Source organism: Pseudomonas sp. A-B-19, from assembly GCF_019947515.1.
GTDB lineage: Bacteria > Pseudomonadota > Gammaproteobacteria > Pseudomonadales > Pseudomonadaceae > Aquipseudomonas.
In genome coordinates this window covers 152491-172101 of record NZ_JAGYGN010000006.1, presented here as the reverse complement: position 1 = coordinate 172101, position 19611 = coordinate 152491, and the positions used below count along the sequence as shown (strand labels likewise).

The 19611-nt window shown below is 60.0% G+C and carries 19 protein-coding genes; 4 read left to right on the top strand and 15 right to left on the bottom strand.

Translation table 11 applies throughout. From position 1 onward, the window contains the following. Positions 1 to 2: 2 nt before the first annotated feature. The 3 genes from ngg to KGA81_RS09230 all read left to right on the top strand — a co-directional run bounded on the left by ngg (position 3) and on the right by KGA81_RS09230 (position 3549). Positions 3 to 1751: an N-acetylglutaminylglutamine synthetase gene (gene ngg, locus KGA81_RS09240; RefSeq protein ID WP_223545566.1), complete on the top strand. Its 1749-nt coding sequence runs from the start codon at positions 3 to 5 to the stop codon at positions 1749 to 1751. 154 nt (positions 1752 to 1905) lie between these two features. Next, on the top strand, positions 1906 to 3096 hold the full coding sequence (locus tag KGA81_RS09235; protein ID WP_218427562.1) for an osmoprotectant NAGGN system M42 family peptidase: 1191 nt from the start codon (positions 1906 to 1908) through the stop codon (positions 3094 to 3096). 225 nt (positions 3097 to 3321) lie between these two features. After that, entirely contained in the window at positions 3322 to 3549 is a 228-nt protein-coding gene (locus tag KGA81_RS09230) for a YheU family protein (protein WP_150726221.1), read from the top strand. A gap of 5 nt (positions 3550 to 3554) precedes the next feature. Here the strand turns inward: KGA81_RS09230 and csrA are convergent, their stop codons facing one another. From csrA to KGA81_RS09165, 13 genes are all read right to left on the bottom strand, one after another. Beyond that, entirely contained in the window at positions 3555 to 3740 is a 186-nt protein-coding gene (csrA, locus tag KGA81_RS09225) for a carbon storage regulator CsrA (protein ID WP_223545565.1), read from the bottom strand. Positions 3741 to 3894: 154 nt separating this feature from the next. Then, entirely contained in the window at positions 3895 to 4227 is a 333-nt protein-coding gene (locus KGA81_RS09220) for a YnfA family protein (protein ID WP_223545564.1), read from the bottom strand. 64 nt (positions 4228 to 4291) lie between these two features. After that, positions 4292 to 5107, bottom strand: a complete 816-nt coding sequence (locus tag KGA81_RS09215) for an SDR family oxidoreductase (protein WP_223545563.1) — start codon at positions 5105 to 5107, stop codon at positions 4292 to 4294. Positions 5108 to 5307: 200 nt separating this feature from the next. Then, on the bottom strand, positions 5308 to 7401 hold the full coding sequence (locus KGA81_RS09210; RefSeq protein WP_223545562.1) for an LTA synthase family protein: 2094 nt from the start codon (positions 7399 to 7401) through the stop codon (positions 5308 to 5310). A 337-nt stretch (positions 7402 to 7738) separates the two neighbouring features. Then, positions 7739 to 8344 (bottom strand): START domain-containing protein, encoded by a 606-nt coding sequence (locus KGA81_RS09205; protein ID WP_223545561.1) that lies wholly within the window; start codon positions 8342 to 8344, stop codon positions 7739 to 7741. A 96-nt stretch (positions 8345 to 8440) separates the two neighbouring features. Beyond that, positions 8441 to 8695 (bottom strand): YkgJ family cysteine cluster protein, encoded by a 255-nt coding sequence (locus tag KGA81_RS09200; protein WP_223545560.1) that lies wholly within the window; start codon positions 8693 to 8695, stop codon positions 8441 to 8443. A 166-nt stretch (positions 8696 to 8861) separates the two neighbouring features. Next, the gene (locus KGA81_RS09195; RefSeq protein ID WP_223545559.1) at positions 8862 to 9344 is read right to left on the bottom strand and encodes a translation initiation factor 2; all 483 of its coding nucleotides are present in this window, start codon (positions 9342 to 9344) and stop codon (positions 8862 to 8864) included. 80 nt (positions 9345 to 9424) lie between these two features. Continuing rightward, positions 9425 to 10864 carry a PLP-dependent aminotransferase family protein gene (locus tag KGA81_RS09190; protein ID WP_008050371.1) on the bottom strand — a complete coding sequence of 480 codons (1440 nt, stop codon included), beginning with the start codon at positions 10862 to 10864 and terminating at the stop codon, positions 9425 to 9427. 213 nt (positions 10865 to 11077) lie between these two features. After that, positions 11078 to 11890 carry an OmpA family protein gene (locus tag KGA81_RS09185; RefSeq protein ID WP_108215384.1) on the bottom strand — a complete coding sequence of 271 codons (813 nt, stop codon included), beginning with the start codon at positions 11888 to 11890 and terminating at the stop codon, positions 11078 to 11080. Further along, complete coding sequence (locus KGA81_RS09180; RefSeq protein WP_223545558.1) at positions 11887 to 12243, bottom strand: DUF4398 domain-containing protein; 357 nt, start codon at positions 12241 to 12243, stop codon at positions 11887 to 11889. Before KGA81_RS09180 ends, KGA81_RS09185 begins: the two co-directional genes overlap by 4 nt. A gap of 9 nt (positions 12244 to 12252) precedes the next feature. Next, positions 12253 to 13089, bottom strand: coding sequence for a substrate-binding periplasmic protein (locus KGA81_RS09175; protein ID WP_223545557.1), 837 nt, complete (start codon positions 13087 to 13089; stop codon positions 12253 to 12255). A 222-nt stretch (positions 13090 to 13311) separates the two neighbouring features. Beyond that, on the bottom strand, positions 13312 to 14241 hold the full coding sequence (locus KGA81_RS09170) for an electron transfer flavoprotein subunit alpha/FixB family protein (protein ID WP_223545556.1): 930 nt from the start codon (positions 14239 to 14241) through the stop codon (positions 13312 to 13314). Positions 14242 to 14243: 2 nt separating this feature from the next. Beyond that, the gene (locus KGA81_RS09165) at positions 14244 to 14993 is read right to left on the bottom strand and encodes an electron transfer flavoprotein subunit beta/FixA family protein (protein ID WP_007987229.1); all 750 of its coding nucleotides are present in this window, start codon (positions 14991 to 14993) and stop codon (positions 14244 to 14246) included. 548 nt (positions 14994 to 15541) lie between these two features. Between KGA81_RS09165 and KGA81_RS09160 the strand changes: the two genes are divergently transcribed. Then, positions 15542 to 17206 carry an electron transfer flavoprotein-ubiquinone oxidoreductase gene (locus KGA81_RS09160; RefSeq protein WP_223545555.1) on the top strand — a complete coding sequence of 555 codons (1665 nt, stop codon included), beginning with the start codon at positions 15542 to 15544 and terminating at the stop codon, positions 17204 to 17206. Between the two features lie 92 nt (positions 17207 to 17298). Here KGA81_RS09160 and KGA81_RS09155 read toward each other — a convergent pair whose 3' ends face one another. Further along, positions 17299 to 18102: an IclR family transcriptional regulator gene (locus KGA81_RS09155; RefSeq protein WP_223545554.1), complete on the bottom strand. Its 804-nt coding sequence runs from the start codon at positions 18100 to 18102 to the stop codon at positions 17299 to 17301. A gap of 60 nt (positions 18103 to 18162) precedes the next feature. Next, positions 18163 to 19473 (bottom strand): MFS transporter, encoded by a 1311-nt coding sequence (locus KGA81_RS09150; protein WP_223545553.1) that lies wholly within the window; start codon positions 19471 to 19473, stop codon positions 18163 to 18165. Positions 19474 to 19611: the final 138 nt, after the last annotated feature.

Below are 19611 nucleotides of genomic sequence, written 5' to 3'. Positions count from 1 at the left end.
CGATGAAACCTCATGCCACAGCGATCAGCCAACGCCTGTTGCGCGGCCAGTCGCCCTCCTACGAACGCCTGCAGGCACGCCTGGCCGAAGACGGCAGTGCGCTCGGCGCGGCACCGATTGCCGTGCATTGCGGCTGGGGCCGCTTGCTGATCGGCCACACCTTCGCCGATGCCGCGAGCCTCGCCGAGGAGTTGCTCAACGAACAGCCCGGCGAACGGGACATTGCCCTGTACGTCGCCGCGCCCCAGCAAGTGCTGGGGCTGGAGCCGACGCAGCTGTTCCTCGACCCGTCCGATACCTTGCGTCTGTGGTTCAGCGACTACCGCCCGGCGACCCGGGTGTTTCGCGGTTTCCGCATTCGCCGCGCGCAAAGCGATGCCGACTGGCAAGCCATCAATCAGTTGTATCAGGCGCGCGGCATGTTGCCGGTCGATGCCACCCGGCTCACTGGGCGCCACTTGGGCGGTCCGGTGTACTGGCTGGCCGAAGACGAAGACAGCGGCGCGGTCATCGGCAGCGTCATGGGGCTCAACCACCACAAGGCCTTCAACGATCCGGAACACGGCAGCAGCCTGTGGTGCCTGGCGGTCGATCCGCACTGTGCGCGGCCGGGCGTCGGTGAAGTGCTGGTACGGCATTTGATCGAGCATTTCATGAGTCGCGGGCTCGCTTGCCTCGACCTGTCCGTACTGCACGATAACCACCAGGCGAAAAACCTTTACGCCAAGCTCGGTTTTCGCAACCTGTCGACCTTCGCCATCAAGCGCAAGAACGGCATCAATCAGCCGCTGTTTCTCGGGCCCGGTCCGGAAGCCGCGTTCAACCCATATGCACGGATCATCGTCGAGGAAGCGCATCGTCGTGGCATTGATGTGCACGTCGATGACGCCGACGCCGGACTCTTCACCCTCAGCCATGGCGGGCGCCGGGTACGCTGCCGAGAATCCCTGAGCGACCTGACCAGCGCCGTCAGCATGACCCTGTGCCAGGACAAAAGCCTGACCCACAAAGTGCTCAAGGCAGCCGGATTGAACCTGCCGGCGCAGCAGTTGGCGGGTAACGCCGATGACAATCTGGCATTCCTCGAAGAACACCAGCGCGTAGTGGTCAAGCCACTGGATGGTGAACAAGGGCAAGGGGTGGCGGTGGATTTGCGTACCATCGAGGAGGTGCAGCAAGCCATAGAAGCCGCTCGCCACTTCGACAGCCGCGTGCTGCTGGAAAGTTTCCACGAAGGCCTGGACCTGCGCATCGTGGTGATCGGTTTTGAAGTGGTCGCCGCCGCCATTCGCCGGCCGGCCGAAGTGGTCGGTGACGGCCAGCACTCCATCGGTGCATTGATCGAAGCCCAGAGCCGGCGGCGACAAGCGGCCACGGGTGGCGAAAGCAAAATCCCGCAGGACCGGGAAACCCAGCGCACCTTGCGTGCCGCCGGATACGACTACAGCAGCATTCTGCCGGCCGGTGAGCATCTGTTCGTACGACGTACGGCGAATCTTCATACAGGCGGTGTTCTTGAGGATGTAACGGCGATCCTGCATCCAACGCTGGTGGACGCCGCCGTGCGGGCCGCGCGGGCGCTGGACATTCCCATGGTCGGCCTCGACCTGATGGTGTCCGCCGCTGACCAGCCTGATTATGTATTTATCGAAGCCAACGAACGGGCCGGGCTGGCCAATCACGAACCGCAGCCGACAGCGGAGCGGTTTGTGGATTTGTTGTTTCCGCATAGTCAGCCGGTGGTCTCTTAGTGATGTGCTGTCTTGACTGGCCTCTTCGCTGGCAAGCCAGCTCCTACATTCGAATGAGTCCCTGTAGGAGCGAGCTTGCTCGCGAAGGGGCCAGCCCAGGCAACAAAAATCCCTCATCGAAACCGTCGATGGCCTCAATACATCAGGAGTTTCCATGACCAGCAAAATCCCCGAACCGGACCTCGGCTATCTGCAAAAAGTGCTGCTGGAAATGCTCGCCATTCCCAGCCCCACCGGGTTCACCGACACCATCGTGCGCTACGTCGCCGAGCGCCTTGAAGAAATGGGCATTCCCTTCGAGCTGACCCGGCGCGGCACCATTCGCGCCACGCTCAAGGGCAAGAAGAACAGCCCCGACCGCGCCGTTTCCGCCCACCTGGATACCATTGGCGCTGCAGTGCGGGCGGTGAAGGACAACGGCCGCCTGGCCCTCGCGCCGCTCGGCTGCTGGTCCAGCCGCTTTGCCGAAGGCAGCCGGGTCAGCCTGTTTACCGACAACGGCGTGATTCGCGGCAGCGTCTTGCCACTGATGGCGTCCGGCCACGCATTCAATACCGCCGTGGATGAGATGCCGATCAGTTGGGATCACATCGAGTTACGCCTGGATGCCTACTGCGCCACCCGTGCCGACTGCGAGTCGCTGGGCATCAGCGTCGGCGATTTCGTCGCCTTCGATCCGCTGCCGGAGTTCACCGAAACCGGCCACATCAGCGCCCGCCACCTCGACGACAAGGCCGGGGTGGCCGCACTGCTGGCGGCGCTCAAAGCCATTGTCGACAGTGGCCAAGAGTTGATGATCGACTGCCATCCGCTGTTCACCATCACCGAGGAAACCGGCAGCGGCGCCGCGGCGGCGTTGCCTTGGGACGTCAGTGAATTCGTCGGCATCGACATCGCACCGGTCGCGCCAGGCCAACACTCCAGCGAGCATGCGGTGAGCATCGCGATGCAGGACTCCGGCGGGCCGTATGACTATCACCTGTCGCGCCACCTGCTGCGCCTGGCCAGCGACAACGAGTTGCCCGCCCGCCGCGACCTGTTCCGCTACTACTTCAGCGACGCACATTCAGCGGTCACCGCCGGCCACGACATTCGCACCGCCCTGCTCGCCTTCGGCTGCGACGCGACCCATGGTTACGAGCGCACCCACATCGACAGCCTCGCCGCCCTGAGCCGCCTGCTCGGTGCATACATCCTCAGCCCGCCAGTGTTTGCCAGCGATGCGCAACCGGCCAAGGGCTCACTGGACCGTTTCAGCCATCAACTCGAACACGACACCCAGATGGAAAGCGATACGCGGGTGCCGTCGGTGGACAGCCTGGTGGGGCAGCGGTCGGAGAACTGATCCGGGTTCTTCTTCGCCAGATAAACCGCCATCGTCGGAACGCCGCCCGGAGCAAGCTCGCTCCCACAGTTGATCAGTGGTGAACACAATTCTCCGGTTCGCCGCTGAACCCTGTGGGAGCGAGCTTGCTCGCGATGGCGGCGGATCGGACAATAGAAAACGACCAAACTAGCGGCAATCTCGCAATCGCCGTAGCATCGCGCCATTGATCCAACCGAGGTGCTTATGCTGATCCCCCACGACCAACTTCAAGTCGACACCCTCACCCGCCTGATCGAGGATTTCGTGACCCGCGACGGCACGGACAATGGCGACGACACGCCACTGGAAACCCGCGTACTGCGCGTGCGCCAGGCCTTGACCAAGGGGCAGGCACTGATTGTCTTCGATCCGCAAAGCGAGCAATGCCAACTGATGCTCAAGCACGACGTGCCCAAGCACCTGTTTGACTGAAGCCTTCAGCGTCCCTTGGTTTTCGCCTGTTTGTTCTGAATCCGTTCGTAGATTTCGCAGCGGTGCACATTGACGTCCTGCGGCGCTTCGATGCCAAAACGAATGTTGCTTCCGTTGATCGCGAGAACGCGCACGGAAATGTTGTCACCGATGGAAATGGTTTCGCCCACAACGCGAGTGAGTACGAGCATGAGGAATGTCCTTCAAGGGTTACTGGCCCTTGAAGATGCCCGGCCCGCGGTATGCCTACAACGCTGTGACAGCAAACCAGACCGAACTGACAGCCCATGACGCACCATGCCTACGGAAAGGTCTGACAGACCGGTTGATTGTAGGGCCGATCTGTCAGGTCGCGGAGAATCGCGGCCCGAACAGGATGATGCTCGCGCCGATCACACACAACGCCACGCCAAGCCAGTCCGAACCCAGCGGACGAATCCGCTCGACCACGGCCAACCAGCCGATTGACGCAATGATGTAGATGCCACCGTAAGCAGCGTAGGCGCGGCCGGCGTAGGAGGTTTCGATACGGGTCAGCAGCAGGGCGAACAGGGTCAGGCTCAGGAGCGCCGGCACCACCCACCACATGCTTTTACCCTGGCGCAGCCACATCCAGAAGGCGAAGCAACCGGCAATTTCGAACAGCGCGGCGAGGAAAAACCACAGGTAATTGAGCATGCAAGCGTCTCGCGAGGATGGCCGATGGCGGCCACCCTAACCACAGCGTTGCCTGCGGGCAAGATCAGCTTGCGGATTGCCTGGCCTTGGCGCGCATTTTGTCGGCCATGACGGTCATTTCGTCGTAGAGCAGTTGCGGGTTCTTCTGCTTGAGCGCCCAGGCCATGCGGCCCTGTTCGTGGGGCAGGATCATGAACTCGCCGGCGGCGACTTGCCGGTAGATGTAGTCGGCGATGTCAGCGGCGCTGATCGGCGAGCTTTCCAGCAACTTGCCGACCTGGGCTTTCATGGCCGGGGTCGGACCGCGAAACGAGTCCAGCAGGTTGGTCTGGAAGAACGACGGACACACCACATGCACGCCGACTTCCTGATGCGCCAGTTCGATCAACAGGCTCTCGGACAACGCCACCACGCCCGCCTTGGCCACGTTGTAGTTGCTCATCGCCGGGCCCTGCATCAACGCAGCCATGGACGCGATGTTGATGATCTTGCCTTTGCTTTTTTCCAGCAGCGGCAGGAAAGCCTTGCAGCCCTTGACCACGCCCATCAGGTTGATCGCGATCTGCCAGTCCCAGTCCTCCAGGGACAACTCGCTGAAGAATCCGCCAGACGCCACACCCGCATTATTGACGATGACATCGATGCCGCCGAGTTTGACTTCGCAGGCCTGGGCGAACGCCGTCAACTGGCTGTAGTCGCGCACGTCGCAGCGCTGGATGAATCCGTCGCCACCGGCTTCGCGGACCCGTTTCAGGGTTTCCTGCAAGCCGGGCTCGCTGACGTCCGACAACGCCAGTTGCCAGCCTTCACGCGCCCAGCGCAACGCGATTTCGCGACCCAGGCCAGAGCCTGCACCAGTGATCATCATGCGATTTTGCATAGCGAACAGCCTTGTTGTTCTCGGAAGATGCACCGAGTGTAGCGAAGGAAATTGCCCGACCCACGCTCCATCAGATTGCTGAATGGCCCGAGCAAACCGCGGGAGCCTTTGCAGTAACCAATGCAACAAAAAAAAGATAGCGACCCGCCAGGCAAAAAAAAAGAGGCTCTTGAAGAGCCTCTTTTCTGTTGCGTCACAACTTACTGCGGCGTGCCGTGAACTACACCGGCAGTGTTGTCCAGCAAACTCTTGGTCGCGGTTTGCAGGAACGCTTCGAGCTTGAGCTTCAACTCAGCGGTACCCGGTGCATCCGCAATGATCTCGGCATGCGGCGTAGCGCCCATTTCGTACTGATACAACTTTGGCGCCATGTCCTTTTCCTTCGGCAGTACAAGGATCCGGTCGTCGCTGAGGATGGCCGTGGTCTGCTCGTTACCCGAAGGTTTGATCACACCAAAACCCTTATCGCCTTCAGGCAGGTTGAGCAGGTCGCGGCCCCAGCATTGCTGGCGAGTTTCGCCGCCCAGGCGTCCCATGATGGTCGGCACGACGTCGATCTGGGTGCCCACGGTATGGTCACGCTGACCGAACTTCTCCTGGATGCCCGGCGCGATCATCAACATCGGCACGTTGAAGCGGCCCAGGTCCATTTCAGTGATCTGTTGTTCGTTGCCGAAACCGTGGTCACCGACGATGACGAACAGGGTTTCCTTGAAGTACGGCTCCTTGCGGGCCTTTTCAAAGAACTGGCCCAGCGCCCAGTCCGCGTAACGCATGGCGGTCAAGTGCTCGTTCAGGCTGCCGCGATTAGTCACCCGCTCGACCGGCAATGGCGTCGGCAGGGCGTATGGCGTGTGGTTGGACAGGGTTTGCAGCAAGGCATAGAACGGTTTGCCATTTTCCCGCGCCTTGAGCTCTTGCAGGCTGCGATCGAACATATCCTGGTCGGACACGCCCCATGTCGGATCGGAGAACACCGGGTTAACGAAGTCGTTGCGACCGATGAAGTTGGTCATGCCCTGGTTGCTGAAGAAACCCGACTGGTTGTCCCAGGCGAAATCGCCGTTGTAGACGTACACGTCGTCATAGTGACGGGCACTGAGCAACTGCGGCAGGCCAGACAGTTTGTGGCTGCCTTCCGGGGTCTGCATCAGGTATTCGAAACCCGGCAGGTTCGGGAAGCAACCCATGGTGGCGAACATGCCCTGGTGGGTATGAGTACCGTTGGAGAAGAAGCGGTCGAACAGCAGGCCTTCCTTCGACAGCTTGTCGAGGTACGGCGTGATGTTGCCCGGCCCGCCCAAAGCCCCCACCGAGTGACCGGCCATGCTTTCCATCAGGATCACGACGACGTTCTTGATCGGCAGGGTCTTGTCGGTCGGCGGCGTGTAGTCACGACGTACGGCGGCCATGTCGGCGTCTACCAGTTTCTCGTCGGGCAGCACCAGCATGTCACGCACAACTTGCTGGGCTTGCTGTTGAGGCAGAGTGGCCTTCCAGATGTTGTCGCGATCTTCGGACATCCGGCTCTTCGCTGCGGCAACCAGCTGCAGGGTGCCGTTGAGGCCCAACTGGTTGGCGAAATTCGAATTGGTGGTATAGACGTCACCCCAACGCAGCGGCGGGCCCTGACGCAGGGTGCCACGGGCGGCGACCACGCAAACCAGCAGGCACACCACGAATACGGCGATACGGGCGTACCACGGCGCAACCTGGCGCGTGCCGATGCTGCCGCCACTGAACGGACCACGAGGGCGGGTCGCACGGTCGGCGCCCTTGAATGCCAGGCTCAGGATCCAGGTGCCCACGGCCCATGCCAACAGGTAACGGACCACCGGAAAACCGTACCAGAGCATGCTCATCACGGTTTTCGGATCTTCCTTGACGTACTGGAAGACCAGGCCGTTGAGGCGCTGGTGGAACTCACGATAGAAGTCCATCTCCATCAGGCCCAGGAACAACGCAATGCTGGAGACAATCGTCAGCCAGAAACGGAACAGCCCACGCGCTGCCATGGCCCGGACGCTGAACAAGGCCAACAGCAACGGAATACTGAGATAGACCACCAGACGCAGGTCGAAACGCAGGCCGTTGGCGAATGCCTCGAGGAAGGTCGAGGCCGGTGTGTCGAGGATCATCGAGCGGTTGTAAACCAGCAGCGCGACGCGCAGCAGGCTGAACATGACCATCATGACCAGGGCACACAACAGCGTGTAGGCCAGATGCGATTTGACGGTCGGTTGCAGCAGGCGACTAGAAGCTCGCTGCTGATTCAGGGCGTCCGGGATTGCCATGTCGTTTTAGGACCCATTGGAAGTTGAAGTTTCAAAAATACAGCTGCGCCTTGCCCTCTTTTCGGCCCGTACCAGGCCTGGGGGTTTGCGCGGTGCGCAAATGTTGCACGATCAACGGCAGCATTGCCATTGATAACTACCCTCATTCCGACTGTTTCATCCTGCATTCAGGAATACGCAGCGTGCTACGCAAGCGCCGGCGAATTGTCTTGGAGACCGGGTGAAAATTTCGTACAACGCATATTCGGAAACAAATTAAAGCGCCCTGCCCTGTCAAAAACGCAAACGCCCCGAACCGGTCGGGGCGTTACGAAGTCACCTTGAAGAAACGACAGCGTTACTTCTCGGCGCGTTCCTTGAGGGCTTTCAAGGTATTGAACGGGGCATCCACCACAAACTTGTTGGCCACCATCGACGGCACGCTGCCGCCCGGCTCGGTGTGCACCTGATAGGTCACTTCGACCTGGTCGCCCTTGGGCACGAACTTCCAGAAACCGTCGACCTTGGCGACCCGAACGAAGCCTTTTTCTTCAGGAATATATTTTGGTACGCCTTCAAGCTTGCGGGTCAGGCTGCCATCAGCCCCTTCGATGGTGGTGATGTGCAGCACCGAATCACGTGGAGTAACCGGCCACGGGGTGTTGAACTGAGTGTAGGTCCAGCTCTGGTCGCCTTCGTGCTTGAGCAGCTTCTGGGTTTTGCATTCGTGAATCCAGGCGCAGGCTCCGGACACGTCCTCCTGCAACGCGCGCAACCTGGCGATGGTGGTTTTCATCAGCGTGACGCCCTGGTAGGCCTTGTAGTCGGAGCCGGCCACTTCACTCAGGGAGATCTTGATGCCGTCTTCGTCTTTTTTGATTTTCCAGTCTTCGGCCTGGGCCGTCGAAGTAGCCAGCACAACCGTCAAACCACACAGCACAGCCATACGATGCAGCGAACCCATAGTCTTGTTCCTTATTGTTGAAGTTCCGTACGTTGGGCTTGCACCTGCGATCACCTTCAGGTTTTTCGCAGGTGATCGCAGGTGCAAGCCCACACATCACGCCGCCGTCATTTGCTCCCACCAGCCAATCAACCGGATCGCTTCTTCGCTGCTGTTTCCACACACCTCGGGGTCGGCCCCGAAGGCAGAACACACCGCCGGCCGTTCCGGCTGGCCGAAAATAATGCACAGGTTATCGGAGGAAAGTTGCAGGCAACGCTCCCCTGCGGCTTTGCCGTTGGGCATACCGGGAATCGGTGAACTGATGGAAGGGGCAATGCAACAAGCGCCACAGCCCTCACGGCATTTCATGACGACAAGCTCCTCGCGACGAGCAATGTGTAAAAGGACGGGGCACAGAGTACCCGTTTAAACAGTTGTTTTAAATTACCTGCGAGCGGGTTTTTCAATGCAAACGAACATGACCGACCAGTCTCCGACAAAGCGTCTGGCCTGCGGCTCGCGAATCAGGTTGACGTTACTGCTTGAACTCGAAGTCCAGTGCCGCGCCTTCGACATCGCGGCGCTCTTCCTTTCGCAGTTGCAGTTGCATTTCATTGCTGAGCAGGCGCCCATTGAGCTGGAACGGGCTGCTGTCGCTTTTGTCACCGAACATCGGAGGCAACAGCGGTTCACGCCTGGTCAATGGCACGGTTCCGACCGGCTTGAGCTCCTGAACCATATCCTTGGGCAGGCTCAGGTCCAACTTGGCGGATGGAAGCTCGGTCTTGACCACTTCGCTGGCCGGTTTCGATTTGGAGGCAATGGGCGGGCGCTTTTTCACGGGCGTCGCCGGTTTCTCGGCCGGCGAGGCTTTTTTCACAGGTTCGGGTTTTATCGGTGCGACGTGGAAACTGCCGGTGGCCTCTTGATCCTGCTCGGTAGCTGCTGCGACGAATGCCGGCTGAATACTCGCGAACAGGCAGAGCAAAAGCCAGGCGGCAGGAAAAGTCGGTTTCATGTATCCCACGGTGGGTGCAAACGGCAGAGGTGCATATGCTCGCCTGTTGCAGCCCACAAGACAAGCACCGTAGCAGCCTGTTACAAACCGCCCGCCATCTCCTGGCAGAGCTGGGTGGCCAGCATGCCCAAGGTCATCAACGCGCGCTCGGCTTCACGATTCCACGGGATGCCGCAATTGAGGCGAATGCAGTGATTGAATTGCTCGGTATTACTGAAGATCAGCCCCGGCGCAATACTGATGCCCTGCTGCAATGCCCGTACGTGCAACTCCTGGGTGTTGACCCGTCCCGGCAGACTGACCCACAGAATGAAGCCGCCGGTCGGCCGGGTCATCTGCGTGCCTTCCGGGAAATACTGCTGCACGGCCAGTTGGAAGGCGCTGAGGTTCTTGCGGTATTCCTGACGGATGAAGCGCAAATGCCGGTCGTACCCGCCATTTTCCAGGTAAGCGGCGATGCCCATCTGGGTCACGCTGCACGCGGAATGCGTGCTGAAGGTCTGCAAGCGCTGGATTTCCTGCTGATACTTGCCGGCAATCATCCAGCCGATCCGCACGCCAGGCGACAGGGTCTTGGAGAAGCTCGAGCAATAGATCACCCGATCCAGCCGATCGTAGGCCTTGAGGGACTTGGTGCGCCCTTGCTCGAACATCAGCTCGCCGTAGATATCGTCTTCGACAATCTGGATATCGAAGTCCGACGCCAGGCGCAGCAATTGTTTCTGCCGCTCCTCCGGCATGGTACCGCCCAATGGATTGCTCAGTCGCGTGGTCAGCACCAACGCCTTGATCGACCATTGGTTGGCCGCCAGTTGCAGGGCTTCCAGGCTCATGCCCGTGGCCGGATCGCTGGGGATCTCGATGACCTTGAGGCCCAACAGATCGGCCAGTTGCAGCAAGCCGTAATAGGTCGGCGACTCGGCCGCAATCAAATCGCCCGGACGGGTCAGCACACGCAAGGACATCTGCAGGGCATCGACGCAGCCGTGAGTAATCACCACTTCCGACGGATCGACCACCACGCCGGCATCGCGCATGCGGATCGCCACCTGTCGGCGCAACGGCTCGAAACCGGGGCTGAACATATAGCTGAAAGCCCGCGGGCTATGGAAACGGGTGACTTTGGCCAATTGCTGATGCAGTGCCCGCACCGGCAAGTAATCGACACTCGGTACTGCAGCCCCCAGCGGGAAGACACCTTCACGACGGGATTCGACCAGGACTTGTTGAATGATGCTGCTGCGGGTGACCAGGCCGGGGCGCTCGACCCGGGCGATGTCCGGCGTCGGTGCGGTGAGAGCCGGCGTCTGGTGCACGTAGTACCCCGACTGCGGCCGGGCGCGGATCAATCCCTGATCCTCGAGATTGGCATACGCCTGCAACACCGTCGCATGGCTGACATTGAGCTGCGAGCTCATCTTGCGCACCGAAGGCACGCGCTCCCCCGGCTGATAGACCCCACGGCGGATGTCTTCGGCCAGTTGTTGAGCAATACGTTGATAGAGCAAAAGATTGGTCATGACGCAGCACTCGATTTCACGGGCATTTTATTCTTGTGTGAAACAATACCGGAACAGTTTAGAAGTGTACGGGGACAGTTGCCACAATAGTCGACCGTACAGTGCAGTGTCAGCAAAATCTGTACTGTTTTGTGCGGCAAGTGGCGGACATAAAAAACCCGGCGCTGTATGGCAGGCCGGGTTGTAGGAGCTGTAGGAGCTGTAGGAGCAGCTTTAGCGGGCAGCGCCGAGCTGGCCCTTTTCGTCGGAAAACACAATTTCCACCCGACGGTTCTGCGCTCGACCCCGTTCCGACGCATTCGCGTCCACCGGATACTCGTCGCCATAACCCTCGACCTGGATACGCTTGTCGTCGATGCCCAGGTCCATCAACACGTCAGCCACCGATTGTGCGCGGTCGCGGGACAGCTTGAGGTTTTCCTGCTTGCCCCCGGTACTGTCCGTATAACCTTCGATCCGCACCACCCGCTTGGGATTGAGTTGCAGGAACTGCACGATCTTCAGCACCACACGGTTGGCCGAAGGTTTCAATTCCGCTTCGCCGGTGTCGAACAGCATGTCGCCCAATGTCATCACCAGGCCACGGTCGGTCTGGGTGGTCGTCAATGCCAGGATCTGCTCTTCGAGCCATTTGCCTTGCTGCTGCACGCTGAACAGTTTGGATTCACGCAGTGCCAGTTGCAGACGCTGACGTTCCAGTTCGAGTTTCGCCGCTTGCTCTTCGTTGAGCGCCTGATCGGTGTGTTCCCGGGCAATGGCACTATAGCGCTGGCTCAGATAGGCGTAATGCACCACGTCCGAACCGCTGCCCCAATAGCTGGACAGGCGATCGGCACGGGCCAGGGACTCCCCGGCGCGAATCACGTCCTTGGGGGCGATTCGCAGCACATTGGAGTCTTCCTTGACCTTCTGAAAATCGGTTCCAGCCTGCTGCAATGCGGTCTCGCTGTGCTGGCTGGCGCAACCAGACAGGCTCGCGCAGCCTGCCAGGATCAAACCGCCGAGGGCTTTGCTCTTGAGGCTCATTCGGCATCTCCCAGTTGCTTTTGCAGGCGGGCGATGCGGGTGTTGAGCACGTTCAACTGCTCCTCGCTCTTGGCCTTCAACACCTTGGCTTCAGCCAGGCGCGCATCGAGTTCGGCCTGTTCGGCCCGCATCCGCGCATTCTTGAAGGATTGATCGGTCATGTTGCCCTTGGCGCGGTTGTACTTGTCTTCGGCCAGTTTCATTTCCGGCACATCGTCGGCGGTGGCGCCCACGGCCCTGGCCTGTTCGAGTGCCTGTTCGGTCAGGCGAATCTGTTCATTCGGCGCAGGATCGGTTGCACAACCCGCCAGGGCGGTAAGGGCCACGGCAGCGAAAAGAGGTCGAATACTCACTGAAAATCCTTACTGTTTTGGGGTACTGACGGGTTGTTGCGAGGGTTGCTGCGGTTGTGAGCGTTGTGCCTTCCATCGCTCGATATTGCGCATCAGCACGGCTTCCGTCAGTCCGGACGCGGGCAATTCTGTCATCTTTTTGGCCAACTGTCCGCGCAACCACGGATCGTTGCAGGCCGAGTCATGGGAAATCGCCAGGTACAGGCCTGGCTTGTCGACCGGTTGCGGGCGAGTGACCAAATCACCGGCCATGCCCAGTGTCTGTGCGGTCGCCATGCCCGAGTAACGTCCTGCCAGCACAAACTCGACCTCGCCCAACAGCAGTTTCTGAAAGGCCTGGGTCAGGTTGGACGTGCGTGTGAGGGTCAGTTGCTGCCCGGCAAAGGTGCTGAATTGCGGGGTCAATCGGGCCTTTTCCGACATGGCACCGGGATGGCCGTGAAGATCTTGTGCTTCGTTATAGATCAGCGTCGAGTCCTTGCGTGTCCAGACCAGATAGTCGTTTTCCAGCAAGGGTGGATGGATGTAATCCAGGGTTTCCAGTTCGCTGACCGTCAACGCTGCATCCGCCAGCATGTCCATGCGCCCGCTGCGCACTTCGTCCAGGGCCTGGGCGCGTTTGCCGGCATACAGCAGTTCGACCTTGAGCCCCAGCTCCCCCGCCACTTGCTGCAGCAAATCGGCACTGGCACCGATCAGGTGTTCGGGATTCTGCGGGTCTTGCCACAGGTACGGTGGCGCGTCCGGGCTGCCGGTGACCACCAGGCGCTCACATTTGCCTGCGGCGACAGACAGCGCCGGCAATAGCGTCAATCCCAGCAAGCTCCACGCACAGCGCAGATCCATGGCAGTTCACTCCACTTGGATGTAACACCTGTAGGAGCGAGCTCGCTCGCGATGGTCGTTAACGATGACGCGTTCATTCTGGATAAACGCGGCGCCCTTGAACTCATCGCGAGCAAGCTTGCTCCTACAGGTATTGCGTTATCGGTGTTTCCCGGGATTCCGTGAAGAACCAAAAAAAAGCCCGACCAAAAGGCCGGGCTCTTTATAAGTGAAGCAGCCGGATTAGACCAGCTTCTCCAGCTCAGGGATGGCTTCGAACAGGTCTGCCACCAGGCCGTAATCGGCCACCTGGAAGATCGGCGCTTCTTCGTCCTTGTTGATCGCAACGATCACTTTGGAGTCTTTCATGCCGGCCAGGTGCTGGATCGCGCCGGAGATACCGACGGCGATGTACAGCTGTGGCGCAACGATCTTGCCGGTCTGACCGACCTGCATGTCGTTGGGTACGAAACCTGCGTCGACCGCGGCGCGCGATGCACCGACGGCAGCGCCCAGCTTGTCGGCCAGGGCGTACAGGTGTTTGAAGTTGTCGCCGTTCTGCATGCCACGGCCGCCGGAAACGACGATCTTGGCAGCGGTCAGTTCCGGACGATCGGACTTGGCCAGTTCTTCGCCGACGAAGCTGGAGATACCAGCGTCGTGGGCAGCAGCAACAGCTTCAACGGCAGCAGAGCCACCTTCAGCGGCAACCGGGTCGAAACCGGTGGCACGCACGGTGATCACCTTGACCGCAGCGTTCGATTGAACGGTAGCGATGGCGTTACCGGCGTAGATCGGACGCTTGAAGGTGTCGGCGCTTTCTACCGAGATGATCTCGGAGATCTGGTCAACGTCCAGGGCAGCGGCAACCCGCGGCAGGATGTTTTTACCATTGGAAGTAGCGGCAGCCAGGATGTGGCTGTAGCCCTTGCCCAACTCGGCTACCAGCGGAGCGACGTTTTCCGGCAGTTGGTGAGCATAGGCAGCGTTGTCAGCTACCAATACTTTGCTCACGCCAGCAATTTTCGCAGCGGCTTCTGCCAAGGCACCAACGCTCTGACCTGCAACCAGTACGTGCACGTCGCCGCCGATTTTGGCGGCGGCAGCCACGGTGTTCAGCGTGGCCGGGGCCACTGCTTTGTTGTCGTGTTCAGCGATTACCAAGATAGTCATGATTAGATTACCTTCGCTTCGTTTTTCAGTTTCTCGACCAGTTCAGCCACCGACTTGACCTTGATACCCGCGCTGCGTGCAGCCGGCGCTTCGACTTTCACGGTCTTGTTGGTGGAGGCGGTGGAAACGCCCAAAGCGTCCGGAGTCAGCACTTCGAGAGGCTTCTTCTTGGCTTTCATGATGTTTGGCAGAGACGCGTAGCGCGGCTCGTTCAAACGCAGGTCGGTGGTGACGATGGCCGGCAGTTTCAGGGAAACCGTCTGCGCGCCGCCGTCGATTTCACGGGTCACAGCTACGCTGTCGCCGCTGATCTCGACTTTCGAGGCGAACGTGCCCTGACCGTAGCCGCTCAATGCAGCAAGCATCTGGCCAGTCTGGTTGTTGTCGCTGTCGATGGCTTGTTTGCCAAGGATCACCAGCTGAGGCTGTTCCTTGTCGACAACGGCCTTCAACAGTTTGGCAACGGCCAGGGAAGTCAGGTCTTCGGCGGATTCGACGAGGATGGCGCGGTCGGCCCCCAGAGCCAGCGCGGTGCGCAGTTGCTCTTGAGCGGTGGACGGGCCGACGGAGACGACGACGATTTCAGTCGCAACACCCTTCTCTTTCAGGCGTACGGCTTCTTCCACGGCGATTTCGCAGAACGGGTTCATCGACATCTTGACGTTGGCAAGATCGACGCCGGAATTGTCCGCCTTGACGCGAACCTTGACGTTGTAATCCACAACGCGTTTGACAGCTACAAGAACCTTCATGGATTCCTCGTTACTCTCCGGTGAAAAGAAAGTCGCCTAGGCGAACCTGGCGGTTGATGCTCATCGGGCGCAAGGGCACCTCCAAAAACGCCGGCAAAGCGGTCAAGTGACCATCGCTCATGATGTGGATGACCGTTCGTCAGTGGTGACTGACGAGTCATTCAACATCGCGGCGTGTAGACTGCGCATCAACCCCGCGCAGCGCATCACTCTCTACTGCCATCGCCCTGTCTTTAGAGGTGCTCTTGAAACCAACAGTCAGCCTACGGCGAGCGCAAAACCGCCCGTATCTTGACCGGAACGCCTATTCCGGTCAATACGCCAAAATGGCCGTTCATAAGGCGCGTGACTTTGATTTCTCTGGCTTTGAGCCAATTCAAACAAACGTTTGTATTGGACGCTGGTAGTGGTGTAGATATAATGCGCCACCCAAAGAGAAAGGTGGTCAATCGATTGTCCGCTCTCGGCGTTGCGCCGGGATTCATGGATGCGACACCGAACCTCCAAATTAGAAAAAAAACTGTTGAGCCTTGAGTAGGAGATAGCCTGTGGAACGCGAATACATGGAATTCGACGTTGTCATCGTCGGTGCCGGCCCCGCTGGTCTTTCCGCCGCCTGCCGCTTGAAGCAGAAGGCCGCCGAAGCCGGTAAGGAAATCAGCGTCTGCGTGGTCGAAAAAGGCTCCGAAGTCGGTGCTCACATTCTGTCCGGTGCCGTGTTCGAACCACGGGCCCTGAACGAACTGTTCCCGGACTGGAAAGCACTCGGCGCGCCGCTGAACACCCCCGTCACCCGCGACGACATCTTCGTGCTCAAGAACTCTGAAAGCGCGCAGAAAGTTCCAGACTTCTTTGTGCCCAAGACCATGCACAACGAAGGCAACTACATCATCTCCCTGGGCAACCTGTGCCGCTGGCTGGCCCAGCAGGCCGAGAACCTGGGCGTTGAGATCTACCCGGGCTTCGCCGCTCAGGAAGCGCTGATCGACGAGAACGGCGTAGTGCGCGGGATCATCACCGGCGACCTGGGCGTCGACCGCGAAGGCAACCCGAAGGAAGGCCTGTACACCCCGGGCATGGAATTGCGTGGCAAATACACGCTGTTCGCCGAAGGTTGCCGTGGCCATATCGGCAAGCAACTGATCAAGCGTTTCAACCTGGACACTGACGCTGATGCCCAGCACTACGGCATCGGCCTGAAAGAAATCTGGGAAGTCGACCCGGCCAGGCATCAGCCTGGCCTGGTGGTACACACCGCCGGTTGGCCAATGGACATCATGGGCACCGAGAACACCGGTGGCTCGTTCCTCTATCACCTGGAAAACAACCAGGTAGTGGTTGGCCTGATCGTCGACCTGTCCTACAGCAACACCTACCTGTCGCCGTTCGACGAGTTCCAGCGCCTCAAGCATCACCCGGTGCTCAAGCAGTACCTGGAAGGTGGCAAGCGCATCAGCTACGGTGCCCGCGCCATCTGCAAGGGCGGCTTGAACTCGCTGCCGAAAATGGTGTTCAAGGGCGGCGCGCTGATCGGTTGCGACCTCGGCACCCTGAACTTCGCCAAGATCAAAGGCAGCCACACTGCGATGAAGTCCGGCATGCTCGCCGCTGAATCGGTGGCTGACGCGCTGTTCGCCGAGAAGGATGGCAGCGAAGAACTGACCACCTATGTGGACGCGTTCAAGAAGAGCTGGCTCTACGAAGAACTGTTCGCCAGCCGCAACTTCGGCCCGGCGATCCACAAGTTCGGCGCCATCGTTGGCGGTGGTTTCAACTGGCTCGACCAGAACATCTTCGGCGGCAAACTGCCGTTCACCCTGCACGACACCAAGCCGGATTACGCTTGCCTGAAGCTCGCGGCCGACTGCAAGAAGATCGACTACCCGAAACCGGATGGCAAGATCAGCTTCGACAAACTCAGCTCGGTGTTCATCTCCGGTACCAACCACGAAGAAGAGCAGCCGTGCCATCTCAAGCTGGCCGATCCGAGCATCCCGATCAGCAAGAACCTGCCTCTGTACGATGAACCTGCCCAGCGTTACTGCCCGGCCGGCGTATACGAAGTGATCACCAGGGAAGACGGCGAGAAGCGCTTCCAGATCAACGCCCAGAACTGCGTTCACTGCAAGACCTGTGACATCAAGGATCCTGCACAGAACATCACCTGGGTGACGCCTGAAGGCGCCGGCGGCCCGACTTACCCGAACATGTAAGCCGAACCGCTGAACATCAAGGCTCCCGAAACGGGGGCCTTTTTGTTGCGTGCGATTCAGGACATAAGACCGTCCCCACAGGGTTTTGTGTTTTAAACCTTGAGACCCAGCTCCGCCGACAGCCGGGCCGTAACGCCCTTGATCAGGGGAATCAGCTCGGCCATTTTTTCCAGCGGCATGTAAGGCACGGTACTGGCGATGCTGATACCGGCGACGATACGTTTGCTGGCATCGCGGATCGGCGCCGCCACGCAACGGATCGACGGTTCGTTGTCCTCCAGATCGAAGGCGTAACCGCCGGCCACGTACTCGACCATGCGCTGCTCGAACTGCTCCCAGGATTGCTCCGGGTGCTGTGGCCAGAATTGATTTTTCCCACCCAACGGCAGGCTGATTTCGTACAGGCGCTGCCACTCTTGCGGTGATTCATCGAGCATCAGTGCCTTGCCGATCCCGGTGCGCGCCAACGGCATGCGATGGCCGACCCGCGAACGCATTTCCGGGCCATTGCGCCCCGGATTCTTGTGCAGGTACAGCACCTCATCGCCTTCGCGGATCGCCAGGTGAATGGTGTCGCCGGTCAACGCCGACAACTCGTCCAGATACGGCCCGGCCAGGGTCACCAGCGGCAACTCTTCACGCGCCTGAAAGCCCAACTCGATCAGCTTCGGCCCCAGCAGATAGCCGACTTGCGGCACCACCCGCAGATAACGCTCGTCCACCAGGCAACTGGCCAGGCGATGGGTGGTGCTGCGCGTGGTGCCGATCAGCCGGGCGATTTCCTTGAGATCGCGGGCGCCGCTGGCCACGGCATGGACCACACCCAGACCGCGAAGCAGGGTCTGGGTGCCGGTCGGCGCGGCGTCCTTGGCGATTTTTGGGGCGTCTTCCTGCATATCCAGCCTTTACCGTTGAGCGAGTGAACGGGCGGCATTATGGTCGCCCGCGTGCCACGACTACAACTTGATACGCTCGACCTTGCCCACCAGCAAGATGTAGGACAGCGCGCCAATCAATGCCAGTACCGAGATGTAGGTGATCGCCGGGGCAAAAGAATCACCTGTGGCGAGGAAACCGATCACGATAGGCGTGGCAATCGCCGACAGGTTACCGATGAAGTTGAACACCCCACCGGTCAACCCGAGCAGGCGCGCCGGGGCGAGCGTCGATACCAGCGACCAGGTAATCGAAGCCAGGCCATTGCCGAAGAATGCCAGCGCAAGGAAGGCAATCACCAATGGCGTCGACTCGACAAAGTTGGCGCCGATGATCGAGGTGGAAATCAGCAAGCCGCTGATGATCGGCAGCTTGCGGGCGAAACCCACCGTGCAGCCGCGACGGATCAAGAAGTCCGAGAAGAAACCGGAACACAGCACGCCGATGAACGCGGCGAGAAACGGCAGCGACGCCAACAGGCCGGATTTGATGAAGTCCATGCCGCGGTATTTCACCAGGTAGGTCGGGAACCAGGTCAGGAAAAACCACAGGGTCGAGTTGAGGCAGAACTGCCCGAGGTAAATGCCCCAGAGTTTGCGCTTGGTCAGGACGATGCCCAGGTCGGTCCAGCTGAATGTGGCCTTGACCTTGGCCTGTTCGGCCTGGATATCCACCAGCCCGCCGCCCTCGCGGATCAAATCGATTTCCGCCTCATTGGCGCCTTTGAAGTCCCGCGGCTCGCGATACACCGCGTACCAGATCACCGCCCACACAATGCCCACCGCGCCGGTGGCGACGAACACCATGTGCCAGCCGAATTCGTGCTGCAGCCACGCCAGTACCGGCGTCAGGAAGGCCAGGCCGACGAATTGCCCGGAGGTGTAAAAACCGATCGCTGTGGCACGCTCGCGCTCGGGAAACCAGGTGGTGACCACGCGGCTGTTGATCGGATACGCCGGCGCTTCCAGGGCACCGACCGCCATGCGCAACACGAACAGCGCGATGAAGCTGGCGGCGAAGCCGAGCATCACCGTGGCCACCGACCACAGCAGCAAGGCGACGCTGTACAGGATCCGTGGCGGCACGCGGTCCACCAGCCAGCCACCGGGGATTTGCATGGCGGCGTAGGTCCAGCCGAACGCAGAGAAGATCAGGCCGACGTGAATCGGGTCAATGCCCAGGTCACTGGTCAAGGCCGGGGCGGCAATCGACAGGTTACTGCGGTCCAGGTAGTTGATCACCACGGTGATGAACAACAGCACCATGATGAAAAAACGCTTGCGGCTGGGCGTCACCAACGACGCCTGCCCGGTGAGGGTTTGCGGTTGCATGGGGGGTGCCTCTTCTTATGTTTATTGAGGTCGTTCTAAAGATTGGCGCTGCCCCCCTGTAGGAGCTGGCTTGTCGGGTCGCCGCATCGCAGCGAAGAGGCCGGCACATCCAACAACGATGTTGCCAGACACGCAGCC

Coding starts and splice junctions, on each gene's coding strand:
- KGA81_RS09155 (WP_223545554.1), bottom strand. CDS start 18,102: ATGCAGGAAGACGCCCCAAAAATCGCCAAGGACGCCGCGCCGACCGGC.
- KGA81_RS09165 (WP_007987229.1), bottom strand. CDS start 14,993: ATGAAGGTTCTTGTAGCTGTCAAACGCGTTGTGGATTACAACGTCAAG.
- KGA81_RS09220 (WP_223545564.1), bottom strand. CDS start 4,227: ATGCTCAATTACCTGTGGTTTTTCCTCGCCGCGCTGTTCGAAATTGCC.
- KGA81_RS09215 (WP_223545563.1), bottom strand. CDS start 5,107: ATGCAAAATCGCATGATGATCACTGGTGCAGGCTCTGGCCTGGGTCGC.
- KGA81_RS09190 (WP_008050371.1), bottom strand. CDS start 10,864: ATGACCAATCTTTTGCTCTATCAACGTATTGCTCAACAACTGGCCGAA.
- KGA81_RS09235 (WP_218427562.1), top strand. CDS start 1,906: ATGACCAGCAAAATCCCCGAACCGGACCTCGGCTATCTGCAAAAAGTG.
- csrA (WP_223545565.1), bottom strand. CDS start 3,740: ATGCTCGTACTCACTCGCGTTGTGGGCGAAACCATTTCCATCGGTGAC.
- KGA81_RS09200 (WP_223545560.1), bottom strand. CDS start 8,695: ATGAAATGCCGTGAGGGCTGTGGCGCTTGTTGCATTGCCCCTTCCATC.
- KGA81_RS09150 (WP_223545553.1), bottom strand. CDS start 19,473: ATGCAACCGCAAACCCTCACCGGGCAGGCGTCGTTGGTGACGCCCAGC.
- KGA81_RS09230 (WP_150726221.1), top strand. CDS start 3,322: ATGCTGATCCCCCACGACCAACTTCAAGTCGACACCCTCACCCGCCTG.
- KGA81_RS09210 (WP_223545562.1), bottom strand. CDS start 7,401: ATGGCAATCCCGGACGCCCTGAATCAGCAGCGAGCTTCTAGTCGCCTG.
- KGA81_RS09185 (WP_108215384.1), bottom strand. CDS start 11,890: ATGAGCCTCAAGAGCAAAGCCCTCGGCGGTTTGATCCTGGCAGGCTGC.
- ngg (WP_223545566.1), top strand. CDS start 3: ATGAAACCTCATGCCACAGCGATCAGCCAACGCCTGTTGCGCGGCCAG.
- KGA81_RS09175 (WP_223545557.1), bottom strand. CDS start 13,089: ATGGATCTGCGCTGTGCGTGGAGCTTGCTGGGATTGACGCTATTGCCG.
- KGA81_RS09170 (WP_223545556.1), bottom strand. CDS start 14,241: ATGACTATCTTGGTAATCGCTGAACACGACAACAAAGCAGTGGCCCCG.
- KGA81_RS09195 (WP_223545559.1), bottom strand. CDS start 9,344: ATGAAACCGACTTTTCCTGCCGCCTGGCTTTTGCTCTGCCTGTTCGCG.
- KGA81_RS09205 (WP_223545561.1), bottom strand. CDS start 8,344: ATGGGTTCGCTGCATCGTATGGCTGTGCTGTGTGGTTTGACGGTTGTG.